The organism is Phyllobacterium endophyticum (assembly GCF_003010935.1).
Taxonomy (GTDB): domain Bacteria; phylum Pseudomonadota; class Alphaproteobacteria; order Rhizobiales; family Rhizobiaceae; genus Phyllobacterium; species Phyllobacterium endophyticum.
Genome location: NZ_PGGN01000003.1, coordinates 750,821 through 765,150, shown reverse-complemented (window position 1 = coordinate 765,150; position 14,330 = coordinate 750,821). Strand labels below are relative to the sequence as shown.

The 14,330-nt window shown below is 55.1% G+C and carries 18 protein-coding genes and 1 pseudogene; 9 read left to right on the top strand and 10 right to left on the bottom strand.

Annotated elements, in window-relative coordinates:
* Positions 1–39: 39 nt before the first annotated feature.
* Positions 40–225, bottom strand: a complete 186-nt coding sequence (locus CU100_RS17805; protein ID WP_106717882.1) for a hypothetical protein — start codon at positions 223–225, stop codon at positions 40–42.
* A 5-nt stretch (positions 226–230) separates the two neighbouring features.
* Positions 231–788, bottom strand: coding sequence for a flavodoxin domain-containing protein (locus tag CU100_RS17800; RefSeq protein WP_183635532.1), 558 nt, complete (start codon positions 786–788; stop codon positions 231–233).
* 139 nt (positions 789–927) lie between these two features.
* On the opposite strand from CU100_RS17800, the gene CU100_RS27740 reads away from it, so the two are divergent.
* Positions 928–1,221, top strand: a complete 294-nt coding sequence (locus CU100_RS27740) for a BON domain-containing protein (protein ID WP_106718047.1) — start codon at positions 928–930, stop codon at positions 1,219–1,221.
* Positions 1,222–1,461: 240 nt separating this feature from the next.
* Here the strand turns inward: CU100_RS27740 and CU100_RS17790 are convergent, their stop codons facing one another.
* Positions 1,462–1,680, bottom strand: a complete 219-nt coding sequence (locus CU100_RS17790; RefSeq protein WP_106717880.1) for a hypothetical protein — start codon at positions 1,678–1,680, stop codon at positions 1,462–1,464.
* Between the two features lie 169 nt (positions 1,681–1,849).
* Between CU100_RS17790 and CU100_RS17785 the strand changes: the two genes are divergently transcribed.
* Both CU100_RS17785 and CU100_RS17780 read left to right on the top strand, forming a co-directional pair.
* Positions 1,850–2,686 carry a universal stress protein gene (locus CU100_RS17785; RefSeq protein WP_106717879.1) on the top strand — a complete coding sequence of 279 codons (837 nt, stop codon included), beginning with the start codon at positions 1,850–1,852 and terminating at the stop codon, positions 2,684–2,686.
* A 40-nt stretch (positions 2,687–2,726) separates the two neighbouring features.
* Positions 2,727–3,173, top strand: a complete 447-nt coding sequence (locus tag CU100_RS17780; protein ID WP_106717878.1) for a pyridoxamine 5'-phosphate oxidase family protein — start codon at positions 2,727–2,729, stop codon at positions 3,171–3,173.
* A gap of 25 nt (positions 3,174–3,198) precedes the next feature.
* Here the strand turns inward: CU100_RS17780 and CU100_RS17775 are convergent, their stop codons facing one another.
* From CU100_RS17775 to CU100_RS17765, 3 genes are all read right to left on the bottom strand, one after another.
* Complete coding sequence (locus CU100_RS17775) at positions 3,199–3,666, bottom strand: YeeE/YedE family protein (RefSeq protein WP_106717877.1); 468 nt, start codon at positions 3,664–3,666, stop codon at positions 3,199–3,201.
* Positions 3,663–4,073, bottom strand: a complete 411-nt coding sequence (locus CU100_RS17770; protein ID WP_106718046.1) for a YeeE/YedE family protein — start codon at positions 4,071–4,073, stop codon at positions 3,663–3,665. Before CU100_RS17770 ends, CU100_RS17775 begins: the two co-directional genes overlap by 4 nt.
* A gap of 90 nt (positions 4,074–4,163) precedes the next feature.
* Positions 4,164–4,397 carry a hypothetical protein gene (locus CU100_RS17765; RefSeq protein WP_106717876.1) on the bottom strand — a complete coding sequence of 78 codons (234 nt, stop codon included), beginning with the start codon at positions 4,395–4,397 and terminating at the stop codon, positions 4,164–4,166.
* 207 nt (positions 4,398–4,604) lie between these two features.
* On the opposite strand from CU100_RS17765, the gene CU100_RS17760 reads away from it, so the two are divergent.
* The 3 genes from CU100_RS17760 to CU100_RS17750 all read left to right on the top strand — a co-directional run bounded on the left by CU100_RS17760 (position 4,605) and on the right by CU100_RS17750 (position 8,835).
* Positions 4,605–5,075, top strand: a complete 471-nt coding sequence (locus CU100_RS17760; RefSeq protein WP_106717875.1) for a hypothetical protein — start codon at positions 4,605–4,607, stop codon at positions 5,073–5,075.
* A 68-nt stretch (positions 5,076–5,143) separates the two neighbouring features.
* Positions 5,144–7,576 carry a phosphoketolase family protein gene (locus CU100_RS17755; protein WP_106718045.1) on the top strand — a complete coding sequence of 811 codons (2,433 nt, stop codon included), beginning with the start codon at positions 5,144–5,146 and terminating at the stop codon, positions 7,574–7,576.
* Entirely contained in the window at positions 7,519–8,835 is a 1,317-nt protein-coding gene (locus CU100_RS17750) for an acetate/propionate family kinase (RefSeq protein ID WP_245419093.1), read from the top strand. The genes CU100_RS17755 and CU100_RS17750 overlap by 58 nt, the downstream gene beginning before the upstream one ends.
* 141 nt (positions 8,836–8,976) lie before the next feature.
* On the opposite strand, the gene CU100_RS17745 is transcribed toward CU100_RS17750, so the two are convergent.
* The gene (locus tag CU100_RS17745) at positions 8,977–9,810 is read right to left on the bottom strand and encodes a universal stress protein (protein ID WP_106717874.1); all 834 of its coding nucleotides are present in this window, start codon (positions 9,808–9,810) and stop codon (positions 8,977–8,979) included.
* Positions 9,811–10,060: 250 nt separating this feature from the next.
* The gene (locus CU100_RS26980; protein WP_170113880.1) at positions 10,061–10,204 is read right to left on the bottom strand and encodes a hypothetical protein; all 144 of its coding nucleotides are present in this window, start codon (positions 10,202–10,204) and stop codon (positions 10,061–10,063) included.
* Here CU100_RS26980 and CU100_RS26975 point away from each other — a divergent pair.
* On the top strand, positions 10,143–10,595 hold the full coding sequence (locus tag CU100_RS26975; RefSeq protein ID WP_170113839.1) for a hypothetical protein: 453 nt from the start codon (positions 10,143–10,145) through the stop codon (positions 10,593–10,595). The genes CU100_RS26980 and CU100_RS26975 overlap by 62 nt on opposite strands.
* On the opposite strand, the gene CU100_RS17735 is transcribed toward CU100_RS26975, so the two are convergent.
* Complete coding sequence (locus CU100_RS17735; RefSeq protein WP_146141867.1) at positions 10,532–10,924, bottom strand: c-type cytochrome; 393 nt, start codon at positions 10,922–10,924, stop codon at positions 10,532–10,534. The genes CU100_RS26975 and CU100_RS17735 overlap by 64 nt on opposite strands.
* Before the next feature lie 3 nt (positions 10,925–10,927).
* Positions 10,928–12,494, bottom strand: a pseudogene (locus CU100_RS17730) (bifunctional aminoglycoside phosphotransferase/ATP-binding protein).
* 196 nt (positions 12,495–12,690) lie between these two features.
* Between CU100_RS17730 and CU100_RS17725 the strand changes: the two are divergent.
* Both CU100_RS17725 and CU100_RS17720 read left to right on the top strand, forming a co-directional pair.
* On the top strand, positions 12,691–13,539 hold the full coding sequence (locus CU100_RS17725; protein WP_106717872.1) for a universal stress protein: 849 nt from the start codon (positions 12,691–12,693) through the stop codon (positions 13,537–13,539).
* A gap of 93 nt (positions 13,540–13,632) precedes the next feature.
* Positions 13,633–14,283, top strand: coding sequence for a BON domain-containing protein (locus CU100_RS17720; protein WP_106718042.1), 651 nt, complete (start codon positions 13,633–13,635; stop codon positions 14,281–14,283).
* Positions 14,284–14,330 lie beyond the last annotated feature (47 nt).

Sequence of the window (14,330 nt, the reverse complement as noted above, 5' to 3'; positions counted from 1 at the left end):
CTGCAGCGTTGCAGCCGATGATCGGAAACTTTCGAAGCTTTACCGTTGGCCTCTGAACCACGACAAGAGCGTTGGCCAGAAGGCCAATGCTGCGACGCAGATCGTGATCAGGGCCAGCATCACAAACATCTGCAGAACCCCAAAGTTTGTAGCATCGCGCGCCACAAACCATCCGGTGATCACCCCGGCGACAATCAACAGCACGCGAACGAACCAGCCAAACATCGCCGTTACTCGCCCGCCAAATCGCGTACTTTGACGAGGGCCTGCGAGAAGTCGTCGACAAAGCGCTTGATCTCAGTCCAATTGGTCAGCTCGTAATCGTGTTTTGTGTCAATCGGTCCGCCCTCGGCCGATGCGATGCGCTTGAGCATCCAGCGCTTGAAAAAGTCGTACTCCGTATACTTGAGTGCGCCGGCACAGTGTAGGACAAATCGAGGCTTCCATCCCGTCTCATCCATAAGCCTGACCGGATAATTTCTCGCCTCGGTCTTTTCCTCCTCATCGGCACTTGCAATGGAGAGCGACACGGAAATGAAGGCTGAGGGCATGTCGTTGAGAACCGTACCCCAATCATGGACATAGTGGACAAATGGAGACGGATAGCGACCAATATGAATAGGTGCGCACAGGATCGCGCCATCGCTTGTGCCCGGGTCGGCAAATCCGACCTGGTTTGCATCGGTCAACATCACCATGTGGCCTTGCGTCTCCAGGTGGCTGGCAACCGCTTCGGCGATCTTTCGGGTCTGACCCTCAATCGTGGAATAAAGCACCAGGAAATTCATGACGAGTCCTCCGATTTTGATCATCCGGGATTTATTTTCCGGGTGTTGCAAGCCTCGGTGATATGCGAGCCGCCCGCATTGATGCGCATCAAACTCCAGTGAAACGTGGTCGGAACACAGTGCTGTCGCAGCGTTTGGCGTGAAAAGGTCTCGCTGTAACGCCCGAGGGAAACGGGTCGAGATTCTATTGTCGCGGTCGGAGCAGCAAAAGTGGACGGGTTTCGGAAATCGCAACGTCATTGTAACGGGCGGCAAAGTTCATCTGTGGGGACTCGTCGGCTCGGAAGAAGAACGCAAGGCGCTTAGAGCACTTGTCGAGGGCGTGCCGGGTGTAAAGAGCGTCGAGGACGAGATGATCGCAGCATACAAAAAGTCGTGTTTATTGACCGCTGTCGCTCAAACGCGAGCAAATTCCTTCATTGTGAGAATATAGGCAATTGAAGACGTGAGAAATAGGACTGTGGGTCATTTGTGACTTTAGCATTGGGTGTTGCCCCAGGCAGTTCATTTGGTTGATCGGCGCTAACCCGTCCAATCAATAACGGCTCGCGCTTGGTGAAATCTTCGAAGACCAGCTCAAGGTATAATCTCCCTGAGGTCACAGAACCCGACATAGCTGTCGTTCCAATGCTGCTGTAAACACCTTAGAGTAACGGCCCGTCGGCCGGGCGAGTCAGTCTCCTGCCGATAAATGATGATCAATCCTGGATATGACTTCTTCGTTGGCCTCGATGGTATTCTGATAGCGCACCACCATCCCGTTGCACATCGCCGTCCATGCTCGGCTACCCGGCATTTTACCCAAAGCAAGCATTTCTTGAATATCTCTAATAAGCGCTTCGGCGTCTTCATTTACCTTGGCGAGTCGACCCCTCAAATCGTGCAAGTCCATTTTCTCCTCCTGTCAGAAATGCGTTGAATTCCCGGATAATGTCTCGGTCAATCGCAGCCCAGAATATAGCGCCAAACGTGTCTCGCACATTGATCTAGCGCAATGCAGACTTGCGGGCTCACCTCTAGTGCTTGGTCACGACATCGCTGTTTCATCCGGAGGGATTAAAATGCGCTTCAAGAGCTTGCTGAGCATCGTGGAGGTGAATCAAACCGACAACGACTTAAAGATTGCAATTGACCTCTGTTCGGAAATCAACGCCCATCTATCGATGATGGTTTTCGCTGTCGCGTCTTTGCCGCCAATCGGGGACTACCCTATTGGCACTGCCGATGTATGGGTGAAGGAGCGTCAGAGCGATCTTGCTGCTCTCAAAGAGAGGGTCAACACCGTGGAGATGCTGGTTAGGGATGCCGGCATTTCGGCTAGTATAACAGACGAATATCCCGAACCGGCGCAAATTGGACACATCGTCGGCAGATATGCGCGCTATGCAGACGCGACGATTGTTGGTCCCGATCTTCTCGCCAATGAAACATTGAAGTCCAAGGTAATCGACGGAGCCTTGTTTGAGTCCGGCCGACCGATCTTTCTGATTCCGCATGGCACCAAGCCGACGCTGCGTCCGAAACGTGTCTTACTTGCCTGGGATTTTGCCATAGAATGCGCGAGGGCAGCTCGCGAGGCCCTTGACATCATGGCATCTGCTGAAGCGGTGCACGTGACCATAGTTGATCCCGACACCAGTTCGATCGCCAATGGTCCAGAACCGGGAGCTGACATTGCCGGCTATCTCGCCCATCACGGAATCAAGGTTGACGTGGATCGTCTTCCGAGCGGAGGCGAACCGATTGCCGATGTTCTCAAACAACATGCAACGGACATCTCTGCAGATCTCGTCGTCATGGGCGGGTACGGACATTCGCGCACACGGGAGTGGATTTTTGGTGGCGTGACCAGATCCATGATCGAGGATCCGAGCGTGCCCATCCTCATGGCACGTTGAGGAAGGAAATCGGAACAGCGCGAACAGGGAGTAGTCCACCATGCAAATTATCGAGATGAACCAATTCGAAATCATGCAAGTGATTGAGAACGCGACCGTGGGACGGCTGGCCTGTGTACATGACGGCCAGCCCTACATTGTCCCGCTGAATTTTGCCCATCATTTTGGCGCGCTCTATGCCTTCACAACATTCGGGCGCAAGGTCGAATGGATGCGGAGCAATCCGAAGGTTTGCGTGGAATTCGACAACGTCTCTGCAACCAACGATTGGCAGAGCGTCATCGTCATGGGGCAATACGAAGAACTCACGCACGGTCAGGACACCAACGAAGCACGGAACGAGGCCTATGGACTTCTGAGCAAGCGAGCTGAATGGTGGGAACCAGCCTATGTGAAAACAGTGATCCGCGATCATGTGCGCCGGCTCGAGCCCGTCTATTTTCGCATCCTGATCACCGACAAGACGGGACATAAGGCGATGAAGTGACCGTTCGTAACGGTGACGTCTTCTCTTAGCGAAGCGGGTGAAGGTCAATCGGCGGGTCACTGGTCCCGCTCGCTCCAAGCAAACGGTCGTGCACCTGCATACCGACAACCATGCAGACGACGAAAACCGTCGGCTTAACCAACCCCATGGACAACAACGCAACTGCTGGGCCCGGGCACAACCCTCCAAGGCCCCACCCGATCCCAAAGATGGCCGAGCCAAGGATGAGCGTCGGATCGACCCCGGTCTGCGTCGATATATGGTATCTCGGTTCCAGGATGGGGTGAGTGGATATCCGTATGATCTGCATTCCGAGCATTGCCACGGCGACCGCTCCGCCGAGGACGAAAGCGAGGCTGGGGTCCCATGCGCCAAAGACATCCAAGAAACCTTGCACACGTTGCGGATTCAGCATTCCGGCAAGGGATAGTCCAAAGCCGAACAACGATCCAGAAACCAAGGCTATGGCTAGTTGTGCGTATGAATGTTTCATAGCCCGGCAATCCTCAGGATCGTCACAGCGGCGATGCCTGTGGCCAGAAAAGTGACCACTGCTGCCACCGAGCGGCGCGAAAATCGGGCGAGGCCGAGCACACCATGGCCACTGGTGCAGCCGGATCCCATCCGTGTCCCGAGTCCAACCAGAAATCCCGCGCAAATGATAAGCGGCCAAGATGAAGTGACCGCAACGACCGGCCAACGACCGAACAATCCATGAAACAGGATAGGGCCCAACATCAGTCCCGCGACAAACGCAGCGTTGAGACCTGTGTTGACGCCCTGCGCCAACCGCCCGACAATTCCGCTGATGCCGGCAACCCGGCCGTTGAACAGGAGGAACATCGTTGCGGACAATCCAATCAGCATACCGCCTATCAGGGCAGGCAAATAACGGTACATTTCCATTCTCGATCCTTGGCCGAGGCCCTTGCGTTCCGGCATGCCACGTGGCTTGCATAGCGAAAGATTGGACGGCAATTACGAACAATATCAACTCTTCCTGCTGAACTTTCCCAGGTAACTCGCGACGTCGACCCGAATTTTGGCGTCTAGTTTGAGAGCGGCCTGGTCAGCAATTCTGTTCATGGCGGCTAGCACTTCGAGCTTTCCCCATCCCGCGGCGAAGGCGTCGCTGAGCAGCTCCATCAACCGCAATTGGATGGCCAGTTCGCAATCCTCCGCGCGCTTGGGATCGTTCAGGCAGCGTTGCGGTCTCGCGATCATCAGATTTCCTTTCACGCCGAAGGTCCTTGCGGCTTCTCATGTTGCCGGATCAAGGAGAAGGTGATGGTCTATAGTAGTCTGGTCGAAAACTTGCACTTTGATCTCGGTCAAAGACGCTGGAGGTCGGCTTCGAAGCAAATTCAGGTTTGCCCGACCCGGGCCTCTGCAGGTCGAAATATTTGTGTGCGTTCCGTTTGACCTATGTCAATGAAGCGCCGCGACCTGCGTGGGATGGTCGGTGACCTGATTGCATTCTGCTTTCAGGCTTCGATCGAAGAATCCCATATGTCCTACGCCTTTGCATCTCAGCCCTCGGTATCCCTGTTTAACTCGGTTCCCTTTGCCCAGACCAGCCGGACATTGGCGATGGCAGCTGTGCATATACAGGCTCATTGGATAAAAGCCTTGACCTGCCTGCAAATCGAGTCTCTGGCGTTCGTCCAAAGCCGTTGCGAGCAGGACGTGAAGCTGATCGACGATCTCGTCACTTCAGAGAAGTATCACAACACGTTTGGGGTTTATGGAGAATTTTGCCGCGACGCAGCTTCGGCCTACGCCAACGAAACCCGCAAGCTGATGTCCATCGGACGTCGGATCGTCGCCGATTCGGCTAAATTTGCCAACGGCGAAGTCGACAGCGTTTTCGAAGACGTGACCGCGCGAACCATCGGACCTTGAGCCAATTCGGACTGCTGATTGTACCGTTTCTTCGCGCTGGCATTATTCTAATACCCAAGGAGGCCGAAATGTCCGACGATGCAGCAAGCACCGCAAAGCATCTCTCCCGTCAAGAGGTGGAACAGATCGATGTGTACTGGCGGGCCGCCAACTATCTGACGGTGGGGCAAATCTATCTCCTCGACAATCCTTTGCTCCGGAAGCCGCTGAAACTTGAGCATGTAAAGCCGCGGCTGCTCGGTCATTGGGGAACGTCGCCGGGCTTGAGTTTCATATACGCTCACCTGAACCGGATCATCCGAAAACAGGACGCGAACATGATTTACATATGCGGGCCGGGTCACGGTGGCCCCGCAATGGTTGCGAACGCCTATCTGGAAGGGAGCTACACCGCCCGTTATCCGGACGTCACCCGCAACGAAAAAGGCATGGGCAAGCTGTTCCGGCAGTTTTCATTTCCGGGAGGCATTCCAAGCCACGCCGCACCGGACGTTCCGGGATCCATTAATGAAGGCGGCGAGCTGGGATACTCGCTGTCGCACGCCTTCGGCGCGGCTTTCGATAATCCAGACCTTGTTGTCGCGTGCGTCGTCGGAGACGGCGAAGCTGAAACCGGGGCGCTCGCCACAGCGTGGCACTCCAACAAATTTCTGAATCCGCAGCGGGACGGGGCCGTTCTGCCTATTTTGCATCTCAATGGCTACAAAATCGCCAACCCGACGTTACTGGCCAGAATTCCGCACGAAGAACTATGCTCGCTTTTTGTCGGATATGGCTATGATCCGATTTTCGTCGAGGGAGACGATCCCGCGTCGATGCACCAAATGATGGCGGCGGCATTAGACGAGGCGATGACGAGAATTCAGTCCATCCAGACGGCTTCCAGGGAGGACTACGATGCACATGCGAACCGCCCGCGTTGGCCGATGATCATCCTGCGCAGCCCGAAGGGGTGGACGGGACCAAAGGAGGTCGACGGCTTGAAAACCGAAGGATTCTGGCGTTCCCACCAGGTCCCGCTTTCCGGACTTGCCGACAATCCAAAACACCTCAAGCTTCTTGAGGAATGGTTGCTCAGCTATGGGCCGGAAGAACTCTTTGATGCCAAGGGAGCGCCGATCGCCGAAATTGTTGAAACCACGCCTCAAGGCAGCCGTAGAATGGGCAGCAACCCGCATGCCAACGGCGGAATGTTGCGCAAGTCGCTTGAAATGCCAGACCTTGAGGCCTACGCGGTGTCCTTGTCGGAGCCAGGCGCTGTGAAGGCGGAAGGCACCAAAGTGATGGGCGCGTTTTTGCGCGATGTGATGCAGGCGAACGTCACATCAAGAAACTTTCGTATTGTGGGCCCCGACGAAACCGCGTCGAACCGCCTTCAGAACGTGTTCGAAGTCACAGACCGCACCTGGATGGCTAGCGTATTGCCGGAGGACACCAACCTTGGTCCCAATGGGAGGGTGATGGAAATCCTGTCTGAGCATACCTGCCAGGGATGGCTTGAGGGTTATCTTCTCACGGGCAGGCACGGTTTCTTCTCGTGTTACGAAGCCTTCATCCACATCGTCGACTCAATGTTCAACCAGCACGCCAAATGGTTGGACGCGGCCCGAGACATTCCATGGCGTCAACCGATCTCCTCGCTCAACTATCTCATAACAAGCCATGTCTGGCATCAGGAACACAACGGATTCAGTCACCAGGATCCTGGTTTCATTGACGTCGCCCTCAACAAGAAAGCCGATGTTGTACGTGTTTATCTCCCCCCGGATGCCAACACATTGCTTTGCATAACTGACCATGTGTTGCGCACCTGGGATCGGATCAATATCGTCGTGGCGGGAAAGCCGCCGCTATGGCAGTGGCTATCGCTGGAAGAGGCGCGGGTCCACTGCAAGGCAGGGCTAGGGATCTGGCATTGGGCCTCGACCGAGGGTGGCCTTGAGCCGGACGTTGTCTTGGCATGCGCTGGCGATGTGCCCACCCTCGAAACACTGGCGGCCGTCGGCATCTTGCGTGAATTCATGCCAGAGCTTCGCGTTCGGGTGGTCAATGTTGTTGACCTTATGGCGCTGCAACCGAAGGAACGCCATCCGCATGGGCTCGCCGATACCGAGTTCGATGCGATGTTCACAAAGGACAGGCCCGTCATTTTCTCCTATCACGGCTATCCGTGGACGATCCATCGTCTGACTTATCGCAGGACCAATCACCATAATTTCCATGTGCGCGGCTACAACGAGGAGGGCACGACAACGACGCCTTTCGACATGACGGTACTGAACGGTCTCGACCGGTTCAGCCTCGTTTTGAGCGTGATCGAACAAGTTGCTCCAACGGATCCGCAGGCAGCGCAACTGAAACAACTCATGCAGGCAAAATTGCTGGCCCATCATGACTACATCCGCCAGCATGGCCAGGACATGCCGGAGATCCTGAACTGGCAATGGAAAGCGAACGCCGGGCAAGCGCCTCCTGCATCACCGTCCACCAGCCCGCATTGAAGTCGTCCCGTGCTATCGTGAGGACAACGCGCAACAACTCCGGTGCTGCTGACATCATGGCCAACGCGATACTTGTTCTCAATGCCGGGTCTTCAAGCCTGAAGTTCGCAGTGTTCCAAAATAGGAAGGGGTTGCCGCCCCTTCTGCGCGGCAACATTTCGTCTTTGGACAAGAACCCGCAGATGAAGCTTGTGGTTGATGACAGCACACAAGCGGAACATGTTCGCCTGGATATGGAATCGAGCGACATCAAGGGTGCGATGCAGCTTGCTGTTGATGAAATTTGCAACCGTGGCCTTACTCCTCTTATCACGGCCGTCGGACACCGGATTGTCCACGGAGGTTCGGAATTTACGCGGCCCACGGTGCTGGATGCTTCGGTGATTGATAAATTGCGTGGCTTTGTGCCACTGGCACCTATGCACCAGCCGCGAAACCTCGAGATTATCGATGGCGCAGCAAGAGTTTTCCCGAAAGCCATTCAATTCGGATGCTTTGATACGTCGTTTCACTTCGGCCGTCCAAGGCTGGCCACACTCTACGGGCTTCCACGCGCGCTGGAACAGCAGGGTTTGCGGGCCTACGGGTTTCACGGGATTTCCTACGCCTACATTGCATCGCGGCTGAAATCGCGACACGGTGCGCGTGCTGGAGGAAGGGTTATTGTTGCCCATCTCGGCAGTGGTTCGAGCTTGTGCGCCATGAAGGGCGGCAAGAGCGTTGCAACGACAATGGGTTTTTCGACCTTGGATGGTCTTGTAATGAGTACGCGCTGCGGGTCGATTGATCCTGGCGTTGTCTTGCATTTGTTGCAGCAGCGCGGCATGTCGATCGAACAGGTCGTTCAGATGCTCCACAATGAATCCGGCATGCTAGGCGTCTCCGGCATCTCGGGAGACATGCAGTCGCTCATTGAATCCGATGAACCGTCTGCCAAAGAAGCAGTCGATCTTTTTGTCTATCGAGCTGGCAGGGAGATTGGATCCATGGCCGCGGCTCTGTCTGGGTTAGACACATTGGTTTTCTGCGCGGGCATAGGCGAGAACTCACCGCTTATCCGCCAAAGGATCGGAGAGGCTGCTCGATGGCTTGGCGTGGAGATCGATGCGCAGCGCAACGGGCGGGGTGATGAATTGATCAGCGGCCCACACTCCGCAGTCGAGGTGTTCGTCATCCCAACCGATGAAGAAAAGGCGATTGCCGTTGAATTGATGAAATTGCCATCAGAAAAACGCAGTGTTTCCCGCGCGAATGTCTGACGAAGGCCATACTGCGGCCGACCATCCGCATACAACATTATTATCGACGAGCACACGCGGTGATGAACACAACGCCGATCGCTACTTGCGGCGCGGGTAAGCCGCTATTAGGCGCAGTGCGCCTGATCTCGCTGCCGCCTTTCAGTGCGAAAACAGGATTGGCAGGCGAACATCGTTCAAAACGTCTGCCGTCGCGCCACCCAGGACGAAATCTCTGATACGCGAATGACCAAATCCGCCCATGACCAGAAGCTGCACTCCAAATTCCAGCGCATGTGCCTGAATGGCCTCTCCAATCGCGCGGTCCCCCACGCGGAGAGTGAGAACCTCAGCGTCGAGACCGCGCCGCTGTAATGCAAGCGCTAGTTGTTCGCCGCTGTTCTTGTCGATGGGCTTTTCATCCAGCACCGTGGCAACCGAGATTCGCTTCGCGCGCAGCAAGAATGGCGTTGCGTCGGCGAGGGCCCGCGCGGCAACCCGGCTCCCGTCCCATGCGATCATCACATGGTCGATAACGCCAACAGTCATGGCAGAAGGAAGGAGAATGACAGGACGGCCGGAGTTGAAGAGGACCTCCTCGGCTACTACTCGAATTGAAGAGTTAGCGGAATCCCATTCCATCAGCGAGAGATCGCCGTATCTTGCTTGTGTGGCAGCAATTTCGCCGATGCCAGAAGGAGGCGCATTTGTTTCATCTGTCGTTACGGCTACACCTGCTTCGACGGCCGCGGTCCTCAAAGCGTCCAACAATGTTTTCCCCGCCGCGCGGCTCTTGTTTTCGGCTTCCCGGATCATCTGCGGAACATCCAGTAAAATTCCGGAGAAAGCGTTGGAAACGTCAGGGATGTCCACGTAAATACACTGTGCGCGCACATCCAGATCGAGGTGTTTTGCCACGGCGATGGCGTTCATGACGAACTTCTCCGAACTCGCGTCGGGGTAAGTCAACAACGGTAAAAATCCCAATGTGCGCATCTGCTTTCTCCTGTTCTTTCGGGCGACTGAAGGCCGCAATGCACCTGCACAGTATCAGTCGTTACTTATGGGTGTGAGCTTATGACATGCCGTTGGACTGTGCTTTGATCCATCGCAAGCCGAGAGCTAACAAGCTCATTTTGGATAAGCGATGAGAGCTCTCTTTAGTCTATGCTCCATAGCCAAACAGCAAAACAGAATCTCAGGCAAATCAGTGCAAGGGAAATTCTGTTGAGGCCGACTGCTCATCTCAAGGTGTGCTGTCTGCTCCAACGCCGATGCGCGTGCCTTCCATACCTTGCAGGATGGCGGCAGCGTCTCCAAGAGAACCAATGTATGCGGATTTTCCGGTGGTCTGGGCGAATTCGGCGGCGGCGGCGATTTTGGGATCCATTGATCCGGACGCGAAACTCGCGCCTCTCATTGACACGGGATCAATGGTTTCAAGCTTGACAGGTAATGCCGATGTGGACATCGCGGTCCTGAGCGCGCTGCGACTAAATATAGATCCGAGTAATCAAAGGGTCATTGGCAATGCTATTTTGATTGCACTGGCCACCAACGGCGGGGCGCGCGATCTTGGCGGCAGCTACAGGTGGTCCGAAATATGCATTGCCGCTGATGGGGATCACCGTGCTGGCACTTGGACTCGGCGCGGCATCGCTATTGATCTATTATTGACGAGCCCGGGTATCATGGACGCCTTTGGGTTCCCTCTCGTTCATTTTTCTTGGATCGTATCGAGGTATCTGATGATGCTTGAGATTTCTCTCGGTCCAACCTGAAACTCCGGCATATCAGGATGGCCAGTGGATATGCCTTCGGCCAATGATTCCTCAAGATTGATCAGCGGATAGCGTTTTGAAAGGGTGCGAAATGCAGGAGCGTCGGGACGCCTGCTTTTACCGCTCCGCCCGACTGCATGGCATCCGGAACAGTATCTCTCCACCAAAGATCTGCCACCAGCCACTGCCGATCGTTGGTTGTTCGCGTTTGCCGGCGTTAGGCTCGACACCAGGAAAACCAGGAACGAGATCAGTACGACACAGGTACCATTCGAGGCAACCCGCCTCCCACCATGCCGTGTTAGCAGCAGCCGCCTGATAGCGCACATGGCCTAACACCCCACGCATGTTCGTGCAGGCAAAGTAACATGACTGCATGCCGTCTCAATCTCCTCGAGGACCAGTTGGACAACGGTATCAACCGATTGGTCGGCGTCAATGTGCCGCCAACGGACGGTACCGGCATCATTGGCCTCCTGCATCTCCAGTACCTCTACGGTTGCATCTGACGCACTGTTCGTCCGCGCTTCTATCCGTGAGGTTAATGTTGAATGATCCGCCTTGAGCCAAATTCCCACGAACGGGGCTCCAAGTGCCTTCCCAACACGTTCGATCAAAATGCGATTGCAGGGCTTGTCAAAAACGGCGTCGACAATGACAGAACCCCGGCAGGTCAGTGCGGCTCCCTGCTTTATCGTACAGGCTCTTGTAAACGACTTCTGAAATTTCCGGTCAATAAGCCTCAGTGGGAAGTCTTTCGGTTGCTCTGACACCGAACATAGCCTTGCGTATGCGGTCGCTTTCAAAAATTCGCGCGCCCGGCGCGCATCCGATATATGGGGCCAGTGCCTCTGCGGTGGTTGACTTGCCGGATCCGCTTAACCCGCCGATCGCGATCAAAAGCGGCAAGGGCGGACCCAGCAGAGCAATCGCAAGATTGAAGTACGATCGAGCCTCCTGTCGCAGCCTGGTGGACTTTTCCGCGCCCAATTCCACCTGGGTTGCGGTGACGTGGGCGCGAACCGCAGCACGCAGCGCCATGAAGAAAGGAAGGACTGCAACTCCCTCGTCGTCATCCGCTAGGTCGAGATAATGGTTCATGATCAGATTTGCGTGGTCGCGCAGGTCACGATGCCAAAGGTCCATCAACAGAAATGCCAGATCATAGAGGACATCGACAGTCGCAATCTGGTCGTTGAATTCGATGCAATCGAAAAGCCTGGGTCCATCCTCGGACAGATAGATGTTTCGCAGATGAAGATCTCCGTGGCAGCGCCTGATCATTCCCGCAATTTCGCGGCGGTCCAGCTGTCTGCGATGCGCTTCCAGTGCTGTCCGGAATGCATCGCTGAACGCCTCAGCTTCGGACTCGGAAAACACGTGGCTTGTTGCAAAACCACGCTCGTTGACGTCAAGCACCGCTTCGATATTGGACGAACCGCTAGTGGCGTGGACAGCAGCAATTGTCCGATGGAATTTCGCGATCTCCAGCGCGGTGGTGTCCATCAGCCTCGGCGTAAGTTGGCCCGCTCCAGCCATTGTGTCGAACAAATGTTCTTGGGAGAACCGCTGCATTTCAACGACAGCATCGATCGTTTCATTTGTGTCATCAAAACACAGCTTTCCATTAGCACCCCGCGTAACCCGACGAACGCCGAGATAGAGTTCTGGTGCCGTCTTGCTGTTGAGCTCGACCTCCTTCAGGCAACAGGCAAGCCGCAATGCTGGCGTTGAGAAATCGGCATATGGAAATTTGACAGCGCGCTTAAGTTTGAATGCTCTGTTTGCTATGAGGAAAACCAGCGATATGTGCGTTTCAATCAGCTCGACCGTGCCATCCAGGCCGTAGCTTTCGGGACGTTTTAGGAACTCAATCGTCTCGCTTTGATCATGACACATTGTGTCGGCTTTCCAGCAGTTGCCCTCGCGCACTCACGCATCACGCGAACGCATTCAATGTTCCGAATCTGTGCGCAATCCTATCATGCCGACGCTCGTGTGAGTTGATTTGGATCAAGGCATTCGTACGCAGGACTACATATCCTGTGACTTCAAACGTCCAAACTTGGGCGCAGCAGCATTCAAGGGAAATCCAATGTCCATCAAAACGATAATGTGCGTTGTGGGCATGAAGGTGGGAGATGAGGATCTCAAGTCGGCGGTTGATCTGTGTACTGAGAACAATGCCCACCTTTCGGTCCTTGTCATCTCATTGGCTTCGCCACCTCCCATCGGTGACTACGCAGCCACACTATCGGATGCCTGGCTGAAGGAGCGGCAACACGACCTTCAGGGATTGGAAAAACGTGCCAGCAAAATCGCGCAACTGCTTGGGCAATCGGGAATTTCGGCCAGCGTCCAAAGCGAATATGCTGAATTCGTCGGGGCAGCCGAAGAGATCGGCCGCCATGCCCGTTATTCGGATCTGATTGTTGTCGGCCCCGAAGTTTTGAAATCCGAGGTACTAAACTCCAAGGTCGTGGAGGGTGCTTTGTTCGAATCCGGCAGGCCCGTCCTGATTGCGCCTTCCGGAACGACACCGACATTAACTCCAAAACATGTGCTCCTGGCATGGGATTCGCGTGTGGAAGCTGCCCGCGCGGCCCGAGAGGCGATCGACATGCTCATCAAGGCCGAAGATGTTCACGTGACACTTGTCGATCCAGACACGAGCTCGGCAATGAATGGACCGGAGCCCGGAGCCGATGTCGGCACGTACTTGGCCCGCCATGGGGTGAAGGTGATTGTGGATAGGCTGCCGAGTGGCGGCGATCCGATTGCAACTGTCCTCAATCAGCACGCCGTGGACGTCTCTGCCGATCTAATTGTGATGGGAGGATATGGTCACTCTCGTCTGCGTGAACGCGTGTTCGGCGGTGTGACCAAATCGATGATCGATGATCGACGCTCCGAAGCTTCCCATCCTCATGGCGCGCTGAGTTGATCCGAGTCAATGCCGATACACCGCCATAAAACCATAATCGATCGTTGGAAGGAGCGGCGATTCCGCCTGCTTCGAATAGAAGGAATCCCTACCGTGAACGATATTATTTTAAGACAGAACGTCATTGATGAACTTGAGTTCGAACCAAGCATAGATGGTGCCCACATCGGCGTGACGGCCGAAAATGGAGTGGTCACACTTTCGGGTCACGTCAAGACGTATGCTGAGAAGAACAAGATTGCCGACGTGGTATGCAGGGTAAAAGGCGTGCGCGGAATCGCCCAGGAAATTGAGGTTCGCCCTCGGGGCGAACATCGTACCGCAGACGATGAAATCGCCAAGCGGGCATTGAGCGTGATCCGGTGGAACACGGTCATTCCCGAGGGAGCCGTTTTGGTCAAAGCGCAAAATGGCGTTGTGACGCTCACGGGCAAGGTAGAGTGGAACTATCAAAAGATTGCCGCTGCCGAAGCCGTTCGTGGCCTGAGTGGTGTAATCGACGTATTCAACCACATCGAAGTTCAACCACGGGTCACCGCCTATGATGTCAAGAAACGGATCGAGGACGCGCTGAAAAGAGTAGCGGAAGTCGAAGCGAAGAGCATCGTTGTGGATGTCGACGGCTTTGGGAAGGTGAAACTCGAAGGAAACGTGAAAGCGTGGTCGGAACGCATGGCCGTAGTGCGTGCAGCTTGGTCAGCGCCCGGAGTAAAAATTGTGGACGACCGCATCGTCGTTGTATGATGGGCCGTGGGAAGCGGAATTTGAACACGCGTTGCACTCATGTTGGA

Coding starts and splice junctions, on each gene's coding strand:
- CU100_RS17805 (WP_106717882.1), bottom strand. CDS start 225: ATGTTTGGCTGGTTCGTTCGCGTGCTGTTGATTGTCGCCGGGGTGATC.
- CU100_RS17800 (WP_183635532.1), bottom strand. CDS start 788: ATGAATTTCCTGGTGCTTTATTCCACGATTGAGGGTCAGACCCGAAAG.
- CU100_RS17790 (WP_106717880.1), bottom strand. CDS start 1,680: ATGGACTTGCACGATTTGAGGGGTCGACTCGCCAAGGTAAATGAAGAC.
- CU100_RS17785 (WP_106717879.1), top strand. CDS start 1,850: ATGCGCTTCAAGAGCTTGCTGAGCATCGTGGAGGTGAATCAAACCGAC.
- CU100_RS17780 (WP_106717878.1), top strand. CDS start 2,727: ATGCAAATTATCGAGATGAACCAATTCGAAATCATGCAAGTGATTGAG.
- CU100_RS17775 (WP_106717877.1), bottom strand. CDS start 3,666: ATGAAACATTCATACGCACAACTAGCCATAGCCTTGGTTTCTGGATCG.
- CU100_RS17770 (WP_106718046.1), bottom strand. CDS start 4,073: ATGTACCGTTATTTGCCTGCCCTGATAGGCGGTATGCTGATTGGATTG.
- CU100_RS17765 (WP_106717876.1), bottom strand. CDS start 4,397: ATGATCGCGAGACCGCAACGCTGCCTGAACGATCCCAAGCGCGCGGAG.
- CU100_RS17760 (WP_106717875.1), top strand. CDS start 4,605: ATGAAGCGCCGCGACCTGCGTGGGATGGTCGGTGACCTGATTGCATTC.
- CU100_RS17755 (WP_106718045.1), top strand. CDS start 5,144: ATGTCCGACGATGCAGCAAGCACCGCAAAGCATCTCTCCCGTCAAGAG.
- CU100_RS17750 (WP_245419093.1), top strand. CDS start 7,519: ATGGAAAGCGAACGCCGGGCAAGCGCCTCCTGCATCACCGTCCACCAG.
- CU100_RS17745 (WP_106717874.1), bottom strand. CDS start 9,810: ATGCGCACATTGGGATTTTTACCGTTGTTGACTTACCCCGACGCGAGT.
- CU100_RS26975 (WP_170113839.1), top strand. CDS start 10,143: ATGTATGCGGATTTTCCGGTGGTCTGGGCGAATTCGGCGGCGGCGGCG.
- CU100_RS26980 (WP_170113880.1), bottom strand. CDS start 10,204: ATGGATCCCAAAATCGCCGCCGCCGCCGAATTCGCCCAGACCACCGGA.
- CU100_RS17735 (WP_146141867.1), bottom strand. CDS start 10,924: ATGTGCGCTATCAGGCGGCTGCTGCTAACACGGCATGGTGGGAGGCGG.
- CU100_RS17725 (WP_106717872.1), top strand. CDS start 12,691: ATGTCCATCAAAACGATAATGTGCGTTGTGGGCATGAAGGTGGGAGAT.